21 protein-coding genes and 1 tRNA gene are annotated in these 19,900 nt (G+C 60.5%); 8 read left to right on the forward strand and 14 right to left on the reverse strand.

The window, feature by feature from the left end:
* Window positions 1–461 precede the first annotated feature (461 nt).
* The gene (locus ACXJKO_RS20500) at window positions 462–674 is read right to left on the reverse strand and encodes a hypothetical protein (protein WP_457092932.1); all 213 of its coding nucleotides are present in this window, start codon (window positions 672–674) and stop codon (window positions 462–464) included.
* Window positions 675–995: 321 nt separating this feature from the next.
* Between ACXJKO_RS20500 and ACXJKO_RS20505 the strand changes: the two genes are divergently transcribed.
* The gene (locus tag ACXJKO_RS20505) at window positions 996–1,337 is read left to right on the forward strand and encodes a hypothetical protein (RefSeq protein ID WP_457092933.1); all 342 of its coding nucleotides are present in this window, start codon (window positions 996–998) and stop codon (window positions 1,335–1,337) included.
* 50 nt (window positions 1,338–1,387) lie between these two features.
* Here the strand turns inward: ACXJKO_RS20505 and ACXJKO_RS20510 are convergent, their stop codons facing one another.
* Together ACXJKO_RS20510 and ACXJKO_RS20515 are read right to left on the reverse strand one after the other, a co-directional pair.
* A complete protein-coding gene (locus tag ACXJKO_RS20510) occupies window positions 1,388–2,692 on the reverse strand; it encodes a hypothetical protein (RefSeq protein ID WP_457092934.1) in 1,305 nt (434 codons plus the stop codon).
* Window positions 2,693–2,797: 105 nt separating this feature from the next.
* Window positions 2,798–4,882 (reverse strand): Ig-like domain-containing protein, encoded by a 2,085-nt coding sequence (locus ACXJKO_RS20515; protein WP_457092935.1) that lies wholly within the window; start codon window positions 4,880–4,882, stop codon window positions 2,798–2,800.
* Between the two features lie 195 nt (window positions 4,883–5,077).
* On the opposite strand from ACXJKO_RS20515, the gene ACXJKO_RS20520 reads away from it, so the two are divergent.
* The gene (locus ACXJKO_RS20520; protein ID WP_457092936.1) at window positions 5,078–5,254 is read left to right on the forward strand and encodes a hypothetical protein; all 177 of its coding nucleotides are present in this window, start codon (window positions 5,078–5,080) and stop codon (window positions 5,252–5,254) included.
* Window positions 5,255–6,215: 961 nt separating this feature from the next.
* Here ACXJKO_RS20520 and ACXJKO_RS20525 read toward each other — a convergent pair.
* Window positions 6,216–6,306: transfer RNA gene (locus ACXJKO_RS20525), tRNA-Ser, on the reverse strand.
* A gap of 159 nt (window positions 6,307–6,465) precedes the next feature.
* On the opposite strand from ACXJKO_RS20525, the gene ACXJKO_RS20530 reads away from it, so the two are divergent.
* Window positions 6,466–6,840, forward strand: coding sequence for a RidA family protein (locus tag ACXJKO_RS20530; protein ID WP_457092937.1), 375 nt, complete (start codon window positions 6,466–6,468; stop codon window positions 6,838–6,840).
* Window positions 6,841–6,855: 15 nt separating this feature from the next.
* Here ACXJKO_RS20530 and ACXJKO_RS20535 read toward each other — a convergent pair whose 3' ends face one another.
* The 3 genes from ACXJKO_RS20535 to ACXJKO_RS20545 all read right to left on the reverse strand — a co-directional run bounded on the left by ACXJKO_RS20535 (window position 6,856) and on the right by ACXJKO_RS20545 (window position 9,316).
* Complete coding sequence (locus tag ACXJKO_RS20535) at window positions 6,856–7,650, reverse strand: glycosyltransferase family 2 protein (RefSeq protein ID WP_457092938.1); 795 nt, start codon at window positions 7,648–7,650, stop codon at window positions 6,856–6,858.
* A 92-nt stretch (window positions 7,651–7,742) separates the two neighbouring features.
* Entirely contained in the window at window positions 7,743–8,357 is a 615-nt protein-coding gene (gene gstA / locus ACXJKO_RS20540) for a glutathione transferase GstA (protein WP_457092939.1), read from the reverse strand.
* A 143-nt stretch (window positions 8,358–8,500) separates the two neighbouring features.
* Complete coding sequence (locus ACXJKO_RS20545; RefSeq protein ID WP_457092940.1) at window positions 8,501–9,316, reverse strand: endonuclease/exonuclease/phosphatase family protein; 816 nt, start codon at window positions 9,314–9,316, stop codon at window positions 8,501–8,503.
* Window positions 9,317–9,525: 209 nt separating this feature from the next.
* Here ACXJKO_RS20545 and ACXJKO_RS20550 point away from each other — a divergent pair, with 209 nt between their 5' ends.
* Both ACXJKO_RS20550 and cueR read left to right on the forward strand, forming a co-directional pair.
* The gene (locus tag ACXJKO_RS20550; protein ID WP_457092941.1) at window positions 9,526–12,057 is read left to right on the forward strand and encodes a heavy metal translocating P-type ATPase; all 2,532 of its coding nucleotides are present in this window, start codon (window positions 9,526–9,528) and stop codon (window positions 12,055–12,057) included.
* Entirely contained in the window at window positions 12,054–12,500 is a 447-nt protein-coding gene (gene cueR, locus ACXJKO_RS20555) for a Cu(I)-responsive transcriptional regulator (protein WP_457092942.1), read from the forward strand. The genes ACXJKO_RS20550 and cueR overlap by 4 nt, the downstream gene beginning before the upstream one ends.
* A 49-nt stretch (window positions 12,501–12,549) precedes the next feature.
* Here the strand turns inward: cueR and ACXJKO_RS20560 are convergent, their stop codons facing one another.
* Window positions 12,550–12,972 carry a VOC family protein gene (locus tag ACXJKO_RS20560; protein WP_457092943.1) on the reverse strand — a complete coding sequence of 141 codons (423 nt, stop codon included), beginning with the start codon at window positions 12,970–12,972 and terminating at the stop codon, window positions 12,550–12,552.
* Window positions 12,973–13,157: 185 nt separating this feature from the next.
* Window positions 13,158–13,736: a tyrosine phosphatase family protein gene (locus ACXJKO_RS20565; RefSeq protein WP_457092944.1), complete on the reverse strand. Its 579-nt coding sequence runs from the start codon at window positions 13,734–13,736 to the stop codon at window positions 13,158–13,160.
* Window positions 13,737–13,988: 252 nt separating this feature from the next.
* Here ACXJKO_RS20565 and ACXJKO_RS20570 point away from each other — a divergent pair, with 252 nt between their 5' ends.
* On the forward strand, window positions 13,989–14,717 hold the full coding sequence (locus tag ACXJKO_RS20570; protein ID WP_457092945.1) for a L,D-transpeptidase: 729 nt from the start codon (window positions 13,989–13,991) through the stop codon (window positions 14,715–14,717).
* A 236-nt stretch (window positions 14,718–14,953) separates the two neighbouring features.
* On the forward strand, window positions 14,954–15,232 hold the full coding sequence (locus ACXJKO_RS20575; RefSeq protein WP_457092946.1) for a DUF1622 domain-containing protein: 279 nt from the start codon (window positions 14,954–14,956) through the stop codon (window positions 15,230–15,232).
* Here ACXJKO_RS20575 and ACXJKO_RS20580 read toward each other — a convergent pair.
* The 4 genes from ACXJKO_RS20580 to galE form a co-directional block, all read right to left on the reverse strand.
* Window positions 15,223–16,197, reverse strand: coding sequence for a phosphoribosylaminoimidazolesuccinocarboxamide synthase (locus tag ACXJKO_RS20580; protein ID WP_457092947.1), 975 nt, complete (start codon window positions 16,195–16,197; stop codon window positions 15,223–15,225). The genes ACXJKO_RS20575 and ACXJKO_RS20580 overlap by 10 nt on opposite strands.
* Window positions 16,198–16,294: 97 nt before the next feature.
* Window positions 16,295–17,353 carry an outer-membrane lipoprotein carrier protein LolA gene (locus tag ACXJKO_RS20585; RefSeq protein ID WP_457092948.1) on the reverse strand — a complete coding sequence of 353 codons (1,059 nt, stop codon included), beginning with the start codon at window positions 17,351–17,353 and terminating at the stop codon, window positions 16,295–16,297.
* Between the two features lie 167 nt (window positions 17,354–17,520).
* The gene (locus ACXJKO_RS20590; RefSeq protein WP_457092949.1) at window positions 17,521–18,048 is read right to left on the reverse strand and encodes a DoxX family protein; all 528 of its coding nucleotides are present in this window, start codon (window positions 18,046–18,048) and stop codon (window positions 17,521–17,523) included.
* 80 nt (window positions 18,049–18,128) lie between these two features.
* Window positions 18,129–19,121, reverse strand: coding sequence for a UDP-glucose 4-epimerase GalE (gene galE, locus ACXJKO_RS20595; RefSeq protein WP_457092950.1), 993 nt, complete (start codon window positions 19,119–19,121; stop codon window positions 18,129–18,131).
* A 175-nt stretch (window positions 19,122–19,296) separates the two neighbouring features.
* Between galE and ACXJKO_RS20600 the strand changes: the two genes are divergently transcribed.
* Window positions 19,297–19,608: a hypothetical protein gene (locus ACXJKO_RS20600; protein WP_457092951.1), complete on the forward strand. Its 312-nt coding sequence runs from the start codon at window positions 19,297–19,299 to the stop codon at window positions 19,606–19,608.
* A gap of 20 nt (window positions 19,609–19,628) precedes the next feature.
* Here ACXJKO_RS20600 and ACXJKO_RS20605 read toward each other — a convergent pair.
* The coding region (locus ACXJKO_RS20605; protein WP_457092952.1) for an aldehyde dehydrogenase family protein at window positions 19,629–19,900 on the reverse strand (272 nt) is incomplete at its 5' end.

The following is a 19,900-nucleotide window of genomic DNA, read 5'->3' on the forward strand; positions in this document are numbered from 1 at the left end:
CCTTGCCTTGGGTGATAGCGCATTGGCGGCTCAGGTGTCCTGCCAGGATGGCGCTCGTGTCATGGAGGTGAGCTGATGTTGGTCTGGGCTGCTCTTCCCATCCTTGTGCTCGCGGTTCTTGCCAGCGGCCCCTTTCGTCATAGCATGCCAGCCCCAGTCGAAACGTTCGCCCAATTGGCTGCCATTCTCAGCCTTTTCGTTCTGGTCTGCGCGGTGGAAGCTGGGGGACGCAATAAAGACCGTGACCAGTAAGCTGGCTCTACTCATAAGCCGACCGTAGCTGTCGAAGGCTCTTTGAAGCCTTCGGAGAGTCAGGCGCTCCATGGATGGGGACCCTGAGACGATGGACGCTGAAGAGACTGCTTTAAAGGCTCGTGAGGTGGCATAGGATCCGGCACTTGGGGATGCCCAGGACCTGCCAGACAAAATCATCGGATAAACGGTTCGCGACAGGCTTTGGGTCACCTCACGCGCTGTTCTGCTGTAGCCCCTGCCAGCGCGGCAAGAAGAACACCGATATCGTCATTCAAAAGCTCAATGGCATTGCGGGCATATTCCCGGAAGCGCTCCTTGGCCTCGTCCGGCTCGTTGCTCCACGAACATGCTTGTTGATGAGCTTCGTGAATGGCCTGAGCTACTCCCTCAACGCTGTACGCTGACTTCTCGCTATCCATGGTGACAGCTCCTGTTCGTCTCAACGGGTATAAGGTGGCCGGTCTTGTCAGATGCTGGCCAACAAAAGGCTGGCTCCGATGAAGGAGCCGACTGACGCAACGAAGAGGAACGAAGTGCGCTGCACCGACGGCCTCGCGCAAGGAACACTCGTAGGTTGTAGGGTGGTATCAGTTTGGGCAGCTTGATTGTGGCTCATGAGACTGTCCTGCTTTTGCGGCAGACGATGCATGGTCCCTAAACGCACGTCGCTACCGGTTTATTCCCTCGCGATTTTTATGAGGATGTTGCACGAACATGAAAGGCCCGGGTTTCCCCGGGCCTTGCGTTTGTCGCAAGTGCGACGGAGCTTAGTACGAGCTGAACTTATAGTTCACCTTGGCGCGAATCACGAAGAACTCGCTCTCGCTGTCACGGTTGCCGGGTGCATCAACTGCACGACGGTCAGCAGTGGCGAACGGCACGGAGCTGCCGACGAAGGTGTTGTTCTCGTTTTCGAGGTTCTGCTCGGGGATGCGGACCCCGATAAATGGGATGTGCCACCGAAGCCCAAGGGCATGGGCTGGGCGACCTACGAGCGGTGGGTGGCTCGCTATGACGCCGCCGAGGAGATGCTCGATGCGCAACTCGCCATGGCAGCGGCACGCCTGATGAAGCGCCTGTAGATGGAAGGTGAGGAGTGCCGGAGCCGTCGCCCAAGCACTCCCGCACGAGCTTAGATGACGAAGAAGTCGTCGTACTTGAGAGAGGCTTTGTTCTTCAGCAAGGCGAACTCGACAGCCTGCCCCTTGCCCGAGCCATCGGCGTCATAGGACAGCACACCCGTCTTCTTGTTATAGATGATGTAGTCGTTGGCGTCGTTGGCTTTTTCTTTTGCAAAGTACGCCTTGTTCAGCATCTTCGGTTTGGTCGGAGAGCCCGAGCCCAGTTTCTTGAAGACGGCGTTGTCGAGCCAGATGCTGTCGTCCCTGACGGAGAAGTCCATCACCTTGTCGAAATTGACCTTCCGGTCTGTCTTTGCCGTGCCGAGCTTGGTTGTGAAGAGGAAGGCATCATTGCCCGAACCACCGGTCAGGTTGTCGTTGCCGTATCCACCATTCACTTCGTCAGCGCCGGCGCCACCATTGACAGTGTTCTTGCCCGCGTTACCCGTGATGCCGTTGTTCAGGGCATTGCCTATTAGCGAGATGTCGCTGGCTCCCTCGGCGACAAGATTGAGTGAGCCGTCGGGTAGAGTCAGGCTACCACTAGTTCGAACCGTAACAGGTGGCTTAAAAACTGATGGCGGGTTGGGCTCTATGATTGGCGACTCAGGATTCGAGGGTGGAGGGGTCAAGTCGTACGTTGCATCGGAAAACACGAGGAAGCGGATGTCTTGGAGGGTATCAAGCCCATCTCGACCTAACATTTGATCCTCGACAGACACGGTACCATCGACATTCGACTGAACGGTGTACTCCGACATTCTACCTGTAAACGTCGCAGAGTTACTACCGGCGCCACCAAGGAGCAGGTCATCGCCGCCCTGACCCGACAAAGTATCGTTCCCGTTGCCGCCGAAAACGGTGTCGTTCCCACCGTTCCCTGTCAGGACATCATTCCCATTATACCCGGCCAGAGAAACTGCGTCCGCGTGCTCCCACTTAATGTAGTCAGCGTAATTGTTTCCTTCGATGCGACTGTTTCCCATTAGATGATCTAAAAGGAACGTCCAAGGCTTGCTGCCTAGGAGCTCCGCTTTCGTGGATACTACATGCCAATAGTTTGATGCCTGAAATACTTGTTCGCTGTTTTTATAGGCACTAAGTCCATTTATCTGATATACGTCCAGAAAACTATCATAAGTATAATCAATGTGATATCGGGTCATATTTGCATTATTGACGACTGATATCATTAGGCTAGAGCCGTCATCATACTGAACCTGCGCCCCTAAAAATGAAGGCATGATTCCCCAACCTGTCCAAATTGACGTGTCCAGTCCACGTCCAGCAGCATCAAAAATTCTATAAGAGGTCATAACGGCTCTTCTATTGTTGGTTGGTGTTGTTTGACCTGTAACAGCGGTCTTTTCGAGTTGAGTCTTGGTCCATCGAGCTTTGATGACCAAAGACCCACGAGGGCATCAGATAACGAAGAGGTCGTCGAACTTCAGAGTGGCCTTGTTCTTCAGCAAAGCGCATTCAACAGCTTGGCCCTTGCCGGCGCCATCGGCATCATAGGACAGCACACCCGTCTTCTTGTTGTAGACAATGTAGTCATCCTTATCTTTAGCCTTGTCGCCGACGGTGAAGAACTTCTTGTCGAGTTTGGCCGGCTTCTGCTCCGAGCCCTTCTTCCCGAGCTTCTTGAAAATGGTGTTGTCGAGATAAATGCTGTCGTCCTTCACCGAGAAGTCGGCAATCTTGTCGAAATTGACCTTCCGGTCTGTCTTTGCCGTGCCGAGTTTGGTCGTGAAGAGGAAGGCATCATTGCCCGAGCCGCCATAGAGCGTGTCGTTGCCATAGCCGCCGTTCACCTTATCGAAGCCTGCGCCGCCATTGATGGTGTTCTTGCCCACGTTGCCGGTGATGCTGTTGTTGAGGCTGTTGCCGGTCAGCTGTACGTTTCCACTGCCATCAGCCACAACGTTTAGCACGCCCTCCGGCAGCGTCAGGCTCGTGGTGGTCGTCAGATCCCGTGTTGGTGAATCGTCAAGTGGTGGCACATAGACGTCGTCTACCGGAGTTATGGTGACAGTGACCAACTGCTCCGCAATCCCGCCTTTGCTGTCTGACACCACGATAGTGAAGGTATCAGAGCCGTTGTAGTCGGCATCTGGGATGTAGCTGAAGGTATGGCTGGCTTGGTTAAATATCACAGAGCCGTGTTGGGCCCGACCACCAATCTTCACTGCATAGGTCAGGAGGTCTCCATCCAGGTCAGTAGCTCCAATCGCCACTTCGACTAGCGGCATATCCTCAGCCGTCGTCACTTTTTGGGTTGCCGGCACAACAGGTGCATCGTTGGTTTGGAACACTTGCCCGTAAACACCATGCCCTAATTTGTACCCGTCTTGGCCATTCGACGTCCAAGCGACAACAAAGCTACCGTCTGCAAGACCCGTTACAGATGGGCTGTATTGGTCAAGGTCTGTATAGGAGTTGATTAGGAATTCGGGCCCGGCGACATTCCCCGCAGCATCATAGCACTGTCCGTAGACACCATACCCCTTTCCATCTTGGCCATTCGATGTCCAAGTCACTACGAAGCCGCCATTTGCCCGCGCCGCTACAGACGGCTCGTATTGGTCCAGCGTAGTATAGGAATTGACGCGAAACTCAGAGCCGATGGGATTAGCCTCAGCATCGTAGCGCTGACTGTAGACCCCAAGTGCCGACCCATCTTGGCCATCTGACGTCCAAGTGACCACGAAGCTGCCGTCCGCCAGTCTCGATATTGATGGCTCGTATTGGTCTGAAGCGGTGTAGGAATTGACCCGGAACTCAGATCCATCCGGGTTTCCGCTGGCATTATAGCGCTGACCATAGACGCCACCCCCTGACCCGTCCTGCGCATTCGATTGCCAGATAACGACGAAGCTGCCACCTAGCAGCCCCGCGACCCAAACGCTGCCTTGGTAATCTTCAGTGCTAGTATTGACGCGAAATTCCGTTCCAGCAGGGTCACCATTTGCATCGTAACGCTGACCGTAGACGCCATACCACGACCCATCCTGGTCTAATGACGACCAAGTGACAACAAAGCCACCACCGGTCAAGGCGGTTACGGACGGCTCCACTTGCAGGCTGTTCGTGTAGGTATTGATGCGGAACTCAGATCCAACGGAACTGCCACTAGCATCGTACCGCTGTCCGTACACGCCATATCCGAATCCGTCTTGCCCATCCGAATGCCAAACGACGACAAAGCCGCCATTGGTCAGCGCTGTTATCGATGGCGACCCTTGGGCGTCGTTTGTGTAGGTGTTGATGCGAAACTCAGAACCGACAGGACGACCGCCGGCGTCATATCGCTGTCCATATACGCCGACAGACGACCCGTCCTGATAAAGTGACTGCCAAGTGACAACGAAGCCGCCATCCTTCAGACTTGTAACCGATGCTCCGACTTGGTCGTCGGTTGTATATGTGTTGACGCGAAACTCCCCTTGGCCGACGACTATCGTACTCATGCCTTTTGCCCCATCGCGCTTGTTTATGCGTGCCATCTGCCGCCTATCCAACCATAAGCTTAGCTATAAAGCAGCAGCTTTCTAAGGTCGTCAGGAGGTCTTTCGCCAAGAGATTTCGATTCAGAAATCCACAGCCTTCCACAGGCATGATTGCGGCGTTGGAACCTCTCTCGACAGCTCTGCTTAAATCAGTAGACGTTCGCTTTATGTTCTACAGGATGTGGCACGAGAATGGGCAGAACCAAGCTGACTGTAGAGCAGGTCTTAGAGGCGCGGTTGCGCTATGCCTCTGGCGAGCGGGAGTACAGCAAGCTCGCCCGTGAGTTCGGGGTGAGCCGCGAGGCCATCCGCAACGCGATTGATGGACTGACCTTCAAGTATCTTCCTATGCCGCCCAAGAGGCGCTGATGAGCACCAATCGCAATCCCCGCCGCGCTTATGATGAGCACGGCAGCGAGATCCCGCCTGTCACCGTTGGGCAAAGCCTTGCCGAAGGATACAGGACTGTGATGGCCTACTGCGAAGCACATAACTGCGGCCATGGCGCTGAGGTGCCGTTGAAGGGGTGGCCTCTCAACCTGCCGGTGCCTGACATGGCCTTGAAGCTGCGATGTTCGCAGTGTGGAGGTCGCCGGATTAGAATGATGGTCAATGTGAGGGAACTGTACGCCAAGGCTCACGGCGCAGGTCTAGCAAACCCATGAGCATTCCTACGGTTCGTTGTTGGTAAGGAAGTGGTTACGTTTCGGGCGCAGCCTCGTTCTTGTGCCTTCTGGCACGGTCGTTCTCCCTCGATGGTCGCAATCGCGGCCCACCTAGAGCGCCAGCCGAATGGGCGCTCTTTCTTTGCGGGCTCCAGCGACAGACGGAGTAATTCAGGCAGGCCGAAGAGCGGTCATGCCTCGAAGCGCGGGCGAACGAGGGGCTGAGCAGGGCTGACCAGCCAGCGTGGACGCATGCTAATCACCCAATGCCGGGCTGAGGCTTTGGCATTCGACAGGCCTGTTTCACATTCAGTGGGCTTTGGAGTCCTTGACCGGTCATAGTGGAAGAGGTCGTCCTCGGCACGATACGGGGCCGTGCCTCTATAGGTAGTGTTCTGCGGGCTCATGAGCGTTCCCCTGTTCTGTAGGTCAGGAAAACTATTGGCCAAGCTCTGAGTTCCGGGCTTGTCGTGAAGAGGTGGCTGAGTTGGTGAGAAACCCAGAAGCACCGCCCAAGCCTCAACGGCACCGAAGCATGCATCAGTCTGTGGGTGACATGCGATGGTTCAATAGCCAAGTCAGGAACAAAGGCGGGGAAGAAGGTGGGGAAGCGTCTTGTCATCCACCATTTTTCGTAGTCTTTTCAGAATCTTACGAGAAAATGATGGCGGAGACGGAGGGATTCGAACCCTCGATACCCTTTTGGGGTATGCTCATTTAGCAAACGAGTGCCTTCAGCCGCTCGGCCACGTCTCCGGACGCGAAGGGGAAAGCTGTAAGAGCCTTGCTTCGCGCAGGTGGCGCAATAGACGCGAACGGGTGGTGTTCGTCAAGGTCAAAATCAGGCTCTGCAACAGGGAAAGAACATGAGGCTTCGCGGCGGCCCCTCCCCTGTGGTAACGGAGCGGCTGGACCATGGAATCGGGGAGRTCGGCAGTGACGAGCATCAACCGCGTCGGCGTGGCAGCCCGCTACAGCGATCTCGTGATTCATGGGAACACGGCCTATTTTTCCGGCTATGTGCCGGAAACCAGCATCGGCCAATCGGTGACCGAGCAGACCCGCGACATCCTCGGCCAGATCGAGCAATCCCTCATCGAGATCGGCAGCGACAAATCCCGGCTGCTCCAAGCCACGATATGGCTCAAGGACATGAGCTCCTATGACGAGATGAACGCGGTCTGGGATGCCTGGGTGGTGAAGGGCGAGGCCCCGGCGCGCGCCTGTGTCGAGTCCAAGTTGGCGAACCCGGATTATGCGCTGGAGATCCAGGTGATCGCCGCCCTATAGGATGCCTCGGGGCGATCAGGTCTGCTCGCCCTCGGCTGCCCTTGCCAAAGCGTTCAGGCGCTTTTTCTCGTAGTGCTTCGCCAAGCGCAGGTGGCGCCAGGTGGCGTAATTCATGGCGATCAGGAAACCGTAAGTGCCACGCAGGAAGTGCAGGCGACCGAAATAAGCTTTGATGAAGGCTGCCGGAAACTCGAAATAAACGCGCCATGTAGGGATGGTGACCCCCCTCACTTCAAGATCGAGGGCGAGCTGGTCCGTATAGAAATTGAGCTTGGCGATCTGGTCGCCGAGGGAGCGGATCGACCGGTGGTGAACGAGACCCTTGAGCTTTCCGACCTTCGTGCCCGGTTTCAGCTCCACCCGGTCATGGACCAGGGATGTCGAGTAACGGCCGGCATCCTTCCGATAGAGCCGAACCGGAGCGATCCGGTAAGCCAGGGGATGCGGTGCGGCCTCACCCGGATAGGTTTCCGCAATGCGAATGCCGTAGGCCTGGCACGAGGGCTCCCCGTGGGCGAAGAGGGCTTTGATCTCGTCCCGGAGCGTCGGCGACAATTCCTCGTCCGCATCGATGTTGAGGAGCCATGCGTGGCGGCACTGCTCCTCACCGAAACGCTTTTGCAGGCCATAGCCGGGCCAGGCATTGAAGATCACCCGGGCGCCGAATTCCTCGGCCACGGCCTGAGTGCCGTCGGTAGAGCCGGAATCGATCACGACCACGTCGTCCGTCAGATCGCGAACGGCGCGGATCGTCGCGCCGATCCGATCGGCCTCGTTCTTGGCGATGATGAAGACGGACACAGGAAGCATGACAACGGGTGCCTAGCCGCCCGAAAGGCGTTAGGCAAGGGGCCAGCTGCCGGTCTGCCGCCGGAAGCGTAGCCTCACTCGTCGCATCGTTGTCAGGAGTGCCTGACCAAGCCCTCTGCCTGCATCGCCCTCTGCACCATGGGACGGTCCGAGACGGCGCGCATGAAAGTCTCGACGGCGGCGTAATCCGACAGGTCGATCCGGTGAAAACGGGCCCAGTTCAGGACCGTAAAGCAATAGGCATCGGCGACCGTGAAATGCTGGCCCATGAGATAGGAGCGCCCCGCAAGGCACGTATCGAGATAAGACAGGTGCCGCTGCAGGTGCTGGATAGCCAGTTGGCGCGCGGCATCGGGCATGGGTCCGTCCCAGAGCGGGTCGAAGCCCTTGTGAAGCTCCGTGCTGATGAAGCCGAGCCATTCCCGCACCCGGTAACGCTCCAAGGAGCCGAGTTCAGGCAGAAGGCGCTGATCCGGCACCCGGTCGGCCAGATATTCTAGGATGACGGTGACCTCGGTGAGCACCTCGCCATCCTGGAGGGCGAGCGCCGGCACATAGCCCCTCGGGTTGATCTTGCTGAAGTTTCGTCCGGATGCAGTCGTCCGTGTGTTCAGGTCGACACGGTCGAACTCGATCTCCAAGCCCGCTTCATAGGCAATGATATGCGGCGCGAGGGAACTGGCCCCGGGGCTATAATACAGCTTCATTCCAAAATCCCTTTTCCCTGCCCCCGCGGGAATCGAAGAGTAACGCAACGTAATGTCGTTATAATGCGGAGGCCCTGCGCAATTTCAAGGCCAGAAGATCAAAATGTTACATCATTATGTCGAATTCTAGACGGCGTTGCCGCTCAAAGCGTTGCACTCAATCGGTTTTGCGCATCGTCTTTCCCATGGGCCGGCGAGAAGCTACGGACGCGCAGTTCCGCCAGCAGGGGGAAATGGTCGGAAGCCACGCGCGTGAGCGCATTCCGCACGGGCGCCGCATTCACCACCTCCACCGACTTGGTGACGAAGACGTGGTCGAGGCGCAGGACGGGAGCCCTGGTATGGAAGGTCGGCTGCGGCTCGCCGTGGGAATTCGAGAGTTGCGCATCGACCATGCGGTTGGCGATCATGCGATAGGAACGCGAATAGGGCGGCGCGTTGAAGTCGCCGAGCAGGATCGCCGGGTCCGCGCAATCGGGGTGGCCGATCCAGTCAGGCCCGACGAGCGCCGTGGCCTGTGCCCGACGCTCTCCCGAGCGCAGTGACAGGTGGGCATTGATCACGTTGATCCTGTGTCCGTCGATCTCGGTGGCGATCCAGAGCGCGCTGCGCTTCTCGAAGGACGGCCGCGTCGATTGGGTAGGCAACCGCCCCGACTTCACGATGCCGGAGTTGTGCCGGCTCAGGATGGCGATGCCGTATTGCTCGCCTAGAATCTTGATGGTGGGCTGGAAATGCAGGTCCATGCCCAAAGCGTTGGCGACGCTTGCCGCCTGATCCGCCTCCCCCGGCCGCGAGCGCCCTACCCGCACCTCCTGCAAGGCGACGATATCGGGCTCGCAGGAGGCGATCACCTCGGCGATCCGCGTGGGCGAGATCTTCCTGTCGGTGCCAAGCCAGCGGTGGACGTTGTAGGTGAGGATCCGAAAGGTTCGTCCTGGTTTATCGCTTTGCGTCAAGGTCGTTACYGGCTCGAACAAACATGAAGGAACACAGGCCGCAGCCTGATGGTGAAGACTGAATTCGCGACCTATGGCGCAAACATGTCGGATCAATGGCTCCATCATCGCCCCGGTTCCCGCCCCACGCAATCGGCTGAAGGCGCTTGACCTYCCCATCATTGGAAGGATTACACCTAGCCCCCATATGATGAGTCAGGAGATTCAAGATGGCCGCGCCTAAGCTTTCATCAGAACTGCAGAGCATCGACATTCCGGTCGAGGGTATGAGCTGCGCATCCTGCGTCGGACGGGTCGAGAAGGCGATCCGCTCCGTGGGTGGCGTCACCGCCGCCAATGTGAACCTCGCCACCGAGCGGGCGCATGTATCCTTCGCCCCCGGCGAGGCCGATCCCAAGGCTGTCGCGGAGGCGATCAGGGCGACCGGCTACGAACCCGCCGAGAGCCAGGTGGACCTGACGATCGAGGGCATGACCTGCGCCTCCTGCGTCGCGCGTGTGGAGAAGGCGCTCAAGCGCGTGCCCGGCGTGCTCGATGCCAATGTCAATCTCGCGACCGAGCGCGCCTCGGTTCGCTATCTGGGCGGCCACGACATTGTGGAGCGGATGCGCGAAGCCGTCGATGCGACAGGCTATGAGGCCCGCGAGATCGGCCAGGACGCCGACCGGACGGACCACGAGCGCGCGGCGCGTGAAGCGGAGGCCAATGCTCTGTGGCGCTCGTTTCTTACCGCCGCTGGTCTGACCCTCCCGGTCTTCGTACTGGAGATGGGATCGCATACCATCGGTGCCATCCATGATTGGGTGATGAACACGCTCGGCCACGGCACGAGCTGGTACATCCAATTCGCACTCACGACGCTCGTGCTCTTCGGTCCCGGCCTGCGCTTCTTCAAAAAAGGCGTGCCCGCCCTCCTCCGCTTTTCGCCGGACATGAATTCGCTCGTGGTGCTCGGCACAAGCGCGGCCTATGCCTATTCCCTCGTCGCGACCTTCCTGCCCGGCCTCATGCCGGCCGGCATGAACAACGTCTATTACGAAGCCGCCGCCGTGATCGTGACGCTGATCCTGCTCGGGCGCTATCTCGAAGCCAAGGCCAAGGGCCGCACATCGGAGGCGATCAAGCGACTCGTGGGCTTGAGCCCGAAGACCGCACGCGTGGTCCGCGATGGGCAGGCTATGGAAATCGCACTCGATCAGGTCTTGATCGGCGACGTGGTGCAGGTGCGCCCGGGCGAGAAGATTCCCGTCGACGGCGAGGTGATCGAAGGCTCCTCATACGTCGATGAATCCATGATCACCGGCGAGCCGGTGCCGGTGCAGAAACAGGCGGGCGCGGAGGTTGTCGGCGGCACGATCAACAAGACCGGCGGCTTCACCTTCCGCGCCACGCGCATCGGTACTGACACGGTGCTCGCCCAGATCATCCGCATGGTGGAGCAGGCACAAGGGTCGAAGCTGCCGATCCAGACGCTCGTCGACAAGGTGACGGCATGGTTCGTGCCGGCTGTGATGGCGGCGGCGGCCCTCACCTTCCTCGTTTGGCTGTTCCTCGGTCCCGAACCCGCGTTGACCTTCGCCCTCGTCAATGCGGTCGCGGTACTCATCATCGCGTGTCCCTGCGCCATGGGCCTTGCCACGCCGACCTCGATCATGGTCGGCACGGGCCGTGCGGCCGAACTCGGCGTGCTGTTTCGCCAGGGCGAGGCTTTGCAGAGCCTGAAGGAAGTTGGCGTCGTCGCGCTCGACAAGACCGGCACCCTCACGCAAGGACGCCCGGAACTGACGGATTTCGTCACCGCGACAAGCATTCCCGACGCCGAGGTCCTGCGTCTCGTGGCGTCCGTCGAGGCACGTTCGGAACATCCGATTGCCGAGGCCATCGTTGCGGCGGCCGAACGGCAGGGCCTTTCGCTTGCCGGGACCGACAGCTTCGAAGCGGTTCCCGGCTTCGGTGTCTCGGCCATCATCGAAGGGCGAAAGGTGGACGTGGGCGCGGACCGTTTCATGACGAAGCTCGGTCTTGAGCCTTCACACTTTCAGGATGCAGCGGCGCGTCTCGGCGCGGAAGGCAAGAGCCCGCTTTATGCCGCCGTCGATGGACAGCTCGCTGCGATCATCGCGGTTGCAGACCCGATCAAGCCTTCGACGCCAGAGGCCATCTCCGCTTTGCATGCGCTCGGATTGAAGGTCGCCATGATCACCGGCGACAACCGCAGGACAGCGGAAGCTATCGCGCGGCGCATCGGCATCGACGAAGTGGTCGCTGAAGTTCTGCCCGAGGGCAAGGTCGATGTGGTGAAGCGTCTGCGTCAAGAGCACGGGCCTATCGCCTTCGTCGGCGACGGCATCAATGACGCGCCCGCTTTGGCGGAAGCCGATATCGGCGTCGCCATCGGCACAGGCACGGACATCGCCATCGAGAGCGCGGACGTGGTGCTCATGTCCGGCGATGTGCGTGGCGTCGTCAATGCCATCGCCTTGTCGAAGGCCACGATCCGCAACATCGGGCAGAACCTGTTCTGGGCCTTCGCCTATAACGTGGTGCTGATCCCCGTCGCGGCGGGCGTTCTCTATCCCTTCGACGGCACGCTGCTCTCGCCTGTCGCGGCTGCTGCGGCCATGGCGCTCTCCAGCGTGTTCGTTATCGGCAATGCCTTGCGGCTTCGCCGCTTCAAGGCACCCATCGCAGAACGGCACGACAACGCATCCGCCCCGCAGGCAGTGGAAGGTGTGGCATGAATATCGGACAAGCGGCAACGGCCTCGGGTGTCTCGGCGAAGATGATCCGCTACTACGAATCCATCGGCCTGATTCCGAAGACCGTTCGCACGGAAGCGGGATACCGCGTCTATTCGGATCAGGACGTGCATACCTTACGCTTCATTCGCCGCGCGCGTGATCTCGGCTTCTCGGTCGAGCAGATCGCGGATCTGGTTTCGCTGTGGCGGGATCGGGAGCGCGCAAGCAAGGACGTGAAGTCCATCGCGCTCGGACATGTGGATGTGCTGGAGCGCAAGATCCGCGAGCTTCAGGAAATGGCGTCGACGCTCAAACATCTCGCCAGGAATTGCCATGGCGATGCGCGCCCGCATTGTCCCATTCTCGAAGAGCTTGCGAGCGACGATCCCCTGCCCGCTCACGCCAAAGCGGATGCGAAGTTCGGCAGTCTGGGCAAGCCCTGACAGACAATGATCACGCCCGCCACCGAACGGCAGCGGGCGCGAAAAGCGCTTACACTCCGAAGGTCACGTGGCCCTGCTCATCGATGTGCCAAGCGGGGTTCCAGGCGATCTCCCACGCATGATCGTCGGGATCGGCCACATAGCCGCGGAACCCGCCATGGATCGGCGCATCGGCGGGCCTCAGGATCCGTCCGCCGACGCGGGCGAGATGCTCGATGATCGGCTGCAYGTCGTCACGCGAAGCGACGTTGTGGGCGAGTGAAAATGCACCCGGAGTGACGAGGTCATCCCGCTGCATGTCCTTCGACAGTTCCTGCCGCAACCACGTGCCGAGCATGAAACCGTTCATCTGGTAGAAAACGATCTCTTCATTCTCGAAAACAGGCTTCCAGCCGAAGCCTTCGACGTAGAAGCGGCGCGAGCGCGCAAGGTCGCGCACGCCAAGGGTGATGACTGAAACTTGATGCTGCATCGATTCATATCCCATCGTTGTCCTGGGGCACCATGCTCCAGGGCTTAACGTCATGGGACTTGGTGCCAGGGCACCAGCCAGAGCTTCCCGCAGGAAACGACCGGGCTAACCAAACCGGCCTGCCTTTTCCGACAGCCCAAGAATATCCGGTCGGGCCGCCTCGTTCAAGGCAGCGACCGCTATCCTTAAACCGCCATCTCCACTTCCCGGCTGCGGTCGAGATCGCGCATCAACTGGCCATAATGCGGCAGGCGCTGGAGCTGGCGGCCATAATGCCGCCGCAGCGCCTCGACGAGGCGGCCGTTGCGCGACAACTGTTCATCCGCGAAGGCGATCATGAGAGAATTGGGCCATGCCTGCGAGCGGATCTCGGCGAGGCGCTCGAACAGGTGGTCTTCGTCCTCATCCGGGTTTGCCTGCGCCATCAGGGCCAGCATCGCCGCCGTCGAGCGGGAAACGCCCATGTGGCAATGGACGAGCAGATGCCCCTCGGTTCGCCCATCGCGTCCTTTCGCAACATCGTCGCCGAAGCTCAACACCGCTTCCACGTGGTCAGGCCGGGGAAGGAGCATGCCTTCTCTGGGATTGATGATGTCGTGGAAGCGCAGGATCGTCCTGTGATGGCGATCATAGGCCCCGAAAGCCTCAGGATCGGGATGATCTGGGTCGAGGATGGAAAGGACGTGGGTTACCGCACGCTCCCGCTGGTCGGGCAATTCGGAAATGCCGCAAATGGTCAGCAGGGAGATGGAACTGGACTGCATCGGAAACCTCGGCTGCACAGGGAGCGAAGCGCCCCGGATTCTCATGCGAGGGTTCTACTCGCTATGAGGGAGCAGGTTCAACACAAACAAGTGATTGTGGCTTCGAAACCACAGCCGTTCTCTGCCACATTTTCGCCACGAGACATCCACCTTGTCGTCACGGCTGAGTTTATCAACTCACTTCAGAGTACCGCCGCCGCTCAAGTGTCGGTGGATGAAGTAAAAATCTAAGAACCGTGAGTTTTTCCACTGATGTCCGCTATCTCGGCCCCTCGCCTGTCACTGCTGCAGAAGGTTTTGCGCCTTATCCCTATCCTTATTCCGGTGGCGCTTGCCGCCTGTGTGCCGCCTGCGCCGCAGCAGGCCATCCGCTACATCGATCCCAGCTACATGGCGATGTATGGAGCCCGCCCCGACGAGCCGCATCCCCTGCCGGCCACGGACATCTCCGAAGTCGATCCGCGCTTCCTGCGCCGCGAGGTGGCCTATTATGGCCGTGAGGAGCCGGGCACCGTCGTCATCGATACATCCGCCCGCTACCTGTACCTCGTGCGCGAAGGCGGCCGCGCCATGCGCTACGGCATCGGCGTCGGCAAGGAAGGCCTCGCCTGGGCGGGCCGCGCCCGCGTCGGACGCAAAGCCACCTGGCCCGGCTGGACGCCCACCGCCAACATGATCCGCCGCGAGCCGGAGCGTAACGCGAAATGGGCCAGCGGTATGCCGGGAGGGTTATCGAACCCGCTCGGTGCCCGCGCGCTTTATCTCTACGACAACGGCGTCGACACCATGTACCGCATCCACGGCACCACCGAGCCATGGTCCATCGGCCAGTCGGTTTCGAGCGGCTGCATCCGCCTGTTCAACCAGGACATCATCGACCTCCACAGCCGCGTGCCCGTCGGCTCGCCGGTGGTGGTGCTGAACGGGCGCAGCCCCTTCAAGGACGTCGCGGAAGACGAGACGCGGGTTTCCGTGTACTGAGTTCTCCCATCAGATGCCGCAGAAAGGGCTGGCCTATGGCTGGCCCTTTTGTTTGCGCCTCTGGTGCCTTCGCCTTGCTGTCCTATGAATCAACCTTCACGGCTGTTGCAAAGGGCGTTCCATGGACGATTGGTTTCCGCAGGCGTTGAGGCTGACGACGCGGTGATCGAGGTGGGCGGCATCGCCATCATCGTTCTCGGGACCTTGGAGCGTCGGTCGCCATCCTCTGGCAGCTGTTGCAGGGACGATCCATCTCGGGCGCGTTCAATCTCTATCGGTCGAACATCGGACGCGCGATCCAGCTCGGGCTGGAGTTTCTCGTCGCCGCCGACATCATCAACACCGTCGCCATCGAGCCCACGCTCGAAAGCCTGATGATCCTCGGCGGCATCGTGCTGATCCGAACCTTTTTGAGCTTCTCGCTGGAAGTGGAGATCGAGGGGCGCTGGCCGTGGGACAGGCACAAGGGCGAGACCGATCAGGCCCCGCCGATGACGGCATCATCTCAAAAGTAGCGCGCCAAGTTCCTGCGAATGCGCTCCAGCACCGGCGTGCCTGAATCCGGCAGCGCGAAGGGTTGGCCGGTGATGCGCTCGTAGGCGTCGATATAGACCTTCGAGGTCTCCAGGATCACATCGGCCGGAATCGGCGGAATGGGGTCCTTGTAGGGATCGCAGCGGGCGACGACCCAGCTGCGCACGAAATCCTTGTCGAAGCTCTCGGGCCGTTCGCCGGCTTCAAACCGCCTCTCGTAGCTCTCGGCGAACCAGTAGCGGCTGCTGTCCGGCGTATGGATCTCGTCGGCGATCAGGATGCGGCCATTCTCATCGATGCCGAACTCGTATTTCGTGTCGACGAGGATCAATCCCCTCGCCGCCGCCATCTCGCGGCCTTTGACGAAGAGCGCGAGCGCATAATCGGTGACGGTTTTCCATTGCTCGGCGGTAAGCAGGCCCTGCGAGACGATTTCCTGCGAAGTCAGCGGCTCGTCATGGCCACCGTCGAAAGCTTTCGAGGTAGGCGTGATGATGGTTTGCGGGAGCTTCTGATTATCGCGCATGCCGTCCGGCAGCGTGATGCCGTACATCTCGCGCTGGCCGGTCTTGTAGAGCGACAGGATCGAGGTGCCCGTGGTGCCGGCGAGATAATCGCGCACCACCACCTCGACCGGCAGGATCGTCAGCTTCTTGCAGACCGCGACGTTCGGGTCGGGATATTCGATGATGTGGTTGGGGCAGATATCGACTGTTGCCTCGAACCAGAAGCGCGCCGTCTGGGTCAGCACCTGACCCTTCAAGGGGATGGCGGCGAGGTTGCGGTCGAAAGCGCTGATGCGGTCCGAGGCGATGATGATCCGCTGGCCATCCGGCAGATCGTAATTGTCGCGCACCTTGCCCCGGTAATGGTTGGGCAATTCGGGGATCGTCGCGTCCTCCAGGACGTAACCGGCGTAACGGTCTAGGGCTGCCTGATCCACCATGCTCACCTGCCACGGAATTCGTTGCCGCCTCTCCAGGGAGGCTAGCCCGGTTCTAGACGGAATCCGGATTCAGGCCAGAGCTTTTTTCGCCAAGCCCTCAATTGGAGGCGGCGCTGGCGTTCCGCTTCTGCACCACATTGAGGCCGGACAGGGTAACGGAAGTCTCGTAGCCCTGGCCGTCGATGATGGTCCATTGCCGCAGCGCATTCGCCCGGCTGTCGAAGCGAAGCGTGATCTTCGACGTGCCGCCGAGCGTCGCGCTGTCGTCGAAACGCACGATGATCATGCCGTCGCGGCCGATCTGGACATCCTGCACCTTGGTATCGCGGGCKAGGTCCACATTGTCCTGAAGCAGGAACTTCAGCGGCGTCTGGCCCACGGGATAGACATCGTTCGTGCCGAGTTTCTTGTCGCGGATCGCCACGTTGCGGCCATCGGAAATGATCTCGAGCGTGCTCGGCGGCGCATAGGCGAAATGCAGCTGTCCCGGACGGCGCACCGAGAGATTGCCCTCGACCTRCTGGCCGTTGGGGTTCTTCTGCACGAAATAGGCCGACATCTGGTCGATGGCGTTGAAATAGGCGTTCACCCGGTCGAGCGCCGCTGCGGGCGAGGTCGGATTGGGCGGAGAAGTCGGCGTCGGCGGGGCCGACGGGGCGGCGACCGAGGTTACCGCAGGTGCGGCCTGAGCAGGGGTCGAGGCGGGGGTCGCGCGGGCGGGCTTCGGCGGCTCGGCCACCTTGGCGGGCGCTGGCGTCTCGGCGGCCTTGGGCTTCTCAGTAGGAGCGACTGCGGGCTCGCTCACGGTCCGTACCGGAGCGGGCGTGGCGGGCTTTGCCTCCTGGGTTACCGGCGCTGCCGGCTTGGGCGCGGCCACAGGCTTCGGGGCGGGCTGCTGGGCTGTCTGAGGCCTCGGAGCCGTAGGCTTGGGTACCGGCTGGGCTGTGGCTCTTGGCTGGGGCGCAGCGGGCTGCGGCTCGGGCGCGGCTTGCGGCTGAGGGACTGCTTCCGGTGCGGGCTGGGCCTGATTGGACTTGAAGACGCCATCCAGAAAACGCGTCAGGGGATCGGGAGCCCGCTGCTGGGCTGCGGCCGGAACGGCGCAAGCGAGGATGGCGGAGAGGCCAAGGATGCAACGCAATGACAATTTGAGCATGGCTCGACTGCAAACCTGAGAAACACACGGGCCTGCCCCGGCCGGAGCATCGCCGCTGCGCCTTATGGCTTCGATTAGAGGCTTAATGAAGGCAGGACCTTGCAGGCGAAAGCGAGTCGTGTCCAGGCATGGCGCAAGGTTATCACGGGTTTAGCGGGTTAACCCGTTCAGGCGGCGTCCCTGAACTCGTCCTCGTCATCCATGTCACGCACGGGAGCGGGCTTAGGCTTCGGGGCGCGGGGCTTCGACTGGCGCTTCTTCTTGGCGGGCTTCGCAGGCGCTGCCATGCCGCGCCACCAAGCCTGCCAGCTCCAGGCGCCGGGGCCTGTGAGCGCATAGAACAGCAGACCGGCAAGAACGCCGAGATTGGCGAGGAACAGGGCCTGCTCGCCCGCCCGGGTGAGGCCGCCGTAATCCCAGAACCGATGCAGCGCGCCGGTCGTGATCGCCAGCGAGGCAATGAGGGCGGCAGCGCTCAGGCGCGGGGCGAGGCCGAGGATGAGCGCAAGGGGTCCGAAGATCTCGGCGAGCACGATCACCGTCGCCACCATATCCCCATAGGGGATGCCCTTCATGGTGAGCGACGCGGCGAAGCCCGAAATGTTGGTGAGCCGCATGATCGCGGCAGGGAGAAAGCACGCCGCCAGCAACAGCCGGTTCAGCAGCAGAATTCCGTTGGTTGCCCCCATACCCATGCGTCAGCCCTCTTCTCGTCAACACGCCAGGGAATCGCCCCTGCCCCCGCGTATTTGACGGAGAGGTTCTTAATCATCCCTCAAAGCTTCAGATTTCTCTCCCGCAACATGCTCTCCCAGCGCAGGGTGTGCTCGACGATGGTCGCGAGATCGTCGAATTGGGGTTTCCATTGCAGCTTCGAACGAATTCGCGTCGAATCCGCGACGATGGCGGAAGGATCTCCCTCGCGGCGGGATGAATAGCGGGCCTCAAGAGGACGGCCCGACACCTTGCGCACCGTGTCGATCACCTCCGACACGGAATAGCCATGGCCATAGCCGCAATTCACCACAAGGCTCTCGCCGCCGCCCTGGAGATGCTCCAGCGCCTGCATATGCGCGGCGATAAGGTCCGTGACATGGATGTAGTCGCGGATGCAGGTGCCGTCGGGCGTCGGATAATCCGTGCCGAAGACTTCCATGTAGGGGCGCATGCCGAGCGCCGTCTGTACGGCGACCTTGATGAGATGGGTCGCATTTGCTGTGGATTGTCCGTGGCGCATGGCGGGATCCGCACCCGCCACGTTGAAGTAGCGCAGGGCCACGAAGCACATGCCGTGGGCCGCAGCCACATCGCGCAGCATGACCTCGGTGAGCTGCTTCGAGCTGCCGTAGGGCGAGAGCGACGCAAGCGGCGCATCCTCCGCAAGAGGCTTGTCCGATGCATCGCCATACACCGCCGCCGTCGAGGAAAAGACGAAGGTTCTGATGCCCGCAGCCACCGATGCCGCGAGCAGCGAGCGGCTCTTCACTGTGTTGTTGAGATAGTAGCCGAGCGGGTCCCGCACCGATTCCGGCACCACGAGTTTGGCCGCGAAATGCACGATGGCGTCGATCTTATGGGATTGGAGGGTTTGAAGAACGAGTTCGTAATCGCCCACATCGCCCACCACGAGCGGAACGCCGTCCGGCACGGACCAGCGGAAGCCCGTCGAGAGATTGTCGAAGACCACGGGCCTGTGCCCCGCATCGAGCAGCGCCAGAACCATGTGGCCGCCGATATAACCGGCCCCACCCGTTACGAGCACGTTCATGGCATCCCTCTCCGTAAGTCGACGCATCGCTGCGTCGAAAAACCGGGCCACTTTTTCGCGCGATGCGCTAAGCAATCCCCATCTTTATGCATGCATACGGGATCGGCTCTGGATTTCCAGCCCGACCTGCTGCCAATACCGTTAGAGTACCCGGTCAAGAATGAGAGGATGCCTGATGAGCGAACGCACGGAATATTGGTGGGTCCGCCATGAATCCGAAATTCAGCCGGCCGAGGTCGGGTTCGTCGGCGGCATTCCTGTGAGCTTTAAATTCTTTGGGACGGCGGGGAGCATTCCGGCGGAAGCGGCGGAACTGATCGAGCGCCTACCCGCGCCTCCTGTCCCGGTCTTCCAGGCCCGGCCGGTGCCGACCGCAGCGGCGAAGCCTGCGGAGAAGAAAACAGGCTCCTGGCTCTGGTTCATCGGCATTCTTCTGCTGATCCTAGTCGCGCAATGCTCAGGCCAGATCTTCGACGCGATCAAGTGACCGCGCCGAAGGTTTGAATTTTACTCGCTGCCCTGTGTCTTGGGCACGTAGGGGCCATTGCCGTCAAACGTGTAGGCGGTCTTCACCGTGGTGTAGAACTCCGCCGCATAGCGCCCCTGCTCGCGCGGGCCATAGCTCGAGCCCTTCCGCCCGCCGAACGGCACATGATAATCCACCCCCGCCGTCGGCAGGTTCACCATCACCATCCCGGCTTCCGCGTTCCGCTTGAAGTGCCCGGCATATTTCAGGCTCGTGGTGCAGATCCCCGACGACAGCCCGAACGGCGTGTCGT

The sequence above is a fragment of the Microvirga sp. P5_D2 genome, assembly GCF_054049475.1.